Origin of the sequence: Niabella hirudinis, assembly GCF_051201075.1 — a bacterium.
In the GTDB taxonomy this organism is placed as follows: Bacteria; Bacteroidota; Bacteroidia; order Chitinophagales; family Chitinophagaceae; genus Niabella; species Niabella hirudinis.
Genome location: NZ_JBPEHJ010000024.1, coordinates 1 through 1328, shown reverse-complemented (window position 1 = coordinate 1328; position 1328 = coordinate 1). Strand labels below are relative to the sequence as shown.

Below are 1328 nucleotides of genomic sequence, written 5' to 3'. Positions count from 1 at the left end.
GGTGTCCGGGGAAAAAAGTAAGTGTAAATAAAAGAAGGAGGCTTTTGGGCCTCCTTTTAAGTAGATTTAGGTTACCACACACAAAATCTACGTATGAGTAAAAGTAATTTTTTTACCGGACAGCCGATCTTTTCCCAGCTTTTAAATTTAATACCCCGGCACATAGTTGCAGATGTCAGCCAGGAACTGAAGGCAGATCGCTATTGTAAGAAGTTCACAACCTATGAACATTTGGTAACCTTTCTGTTTGCTGTTTTCAACAACTGCAGCTCACTTCGGGAAGTAACTACCGGCATGCTTGCCTGGGAGCAACGTATTAAGCATTTGGGCATGAAGCACTTCCCAAGGCGCAGCACTTTCTCAGATGCAAATCAACGGCGTAGTGAGCAGGTGTTTGAACAAATCTACCTGCGTCTGTACAACCGGTTTGCCCCATTTTTATCGGACAGCCGGCCCGGTTCCAAAGCGTCCAGGCTGTATATTTTTGATTCCACAACTATCTCTCTTTTCCAGGAAGTGCTAAAAGGTTCAGGCCTAAGCAAACAGGACGGTCGTCGTAAAGGCGGTATCAAAGTACATACACTGATGCGCTTTGACCAGGATGTTCCCTGTATGGCTTGTTTCAGCCCCGGTGCTGCCAATGATACCCGGTTCCTCAAAAAGGTGCAACTGCCTGCTGGTTCCACGCTGGTTTTTGACAGGGGATATCGGGACTATTCAGTCTTCAACCAGTTGACTGCCGACGGTATTACCTGGGTAACACGCTTACCCACTCTTCACAGCCTGCAAACGACAAAGCAGCGCCCGGTTGAACTGCTGCAGCAACAACAAGGCGTGTTAGAGGATCAGGAGATTGTTTTGGGACATAATTGGTCCAAACCAGTACCTAAGGTGCCCTGCAGGCTCATTGATTACAAGGATCCTGATTCGGGTAAAGCACTCCGGTTTATTACCAATAATTTTAAGCTGGAACCCGCCACAGTGGCGCAATATTATAAAAAACGATGGCAAATAGAAGTACTATTTAAACGACTCAAACAGCACTGCCCCCTGCAGTATTTTTTAGGCGATACCGAAAATGCGATCAAGATCCAAATCTGGTGCTCACTGATTGCGGATCTGCTTTTAAAAGTGATCGGTAAAGGAGCTCGCTGCAAATGGTCCTTCTCTAATCTGGCCGCTATGGTACGACTTCATTTGATGACTTATCTGGACATTGCCCAATTTTTGAAATCGCCCGAAAAGGCACTACTCAACAAGATTAAAAATCACGGGAAAACATCTCAATGCAACCTGTTTGCTCCAACATAGGGGCTTGTAAATTATTT

1 protein-coding gene is annotated in these 1328 nt (G+C 45.5%); it reads left to right on the top strand.

What is annotated here, in order from left to right:
- Positions 1 to 93 precede the first annotated feature (93 nt).
- Positions 94 to 1311, top strand: coding sequence for an IS4 family transposase (locus GGU45_RS21740; RefSeq protein WP_435228368.1), 1218 nt, complete (start codon positions 94 to 96; stop codon positions 1309 to 1311).
- Positions 1312 to 1328 lie beyond the last annotated feature (17 nt).

Excerpts from the sequence above, each read along its gene's own strand:
- GGU45_RS21740 (WP_435228368.1), top strand. The coding sequence starts at position 94 with ATGAGTAAAAGTAATTTTTTTACCGGACAGCCGATCTTTTCCCAGCTT.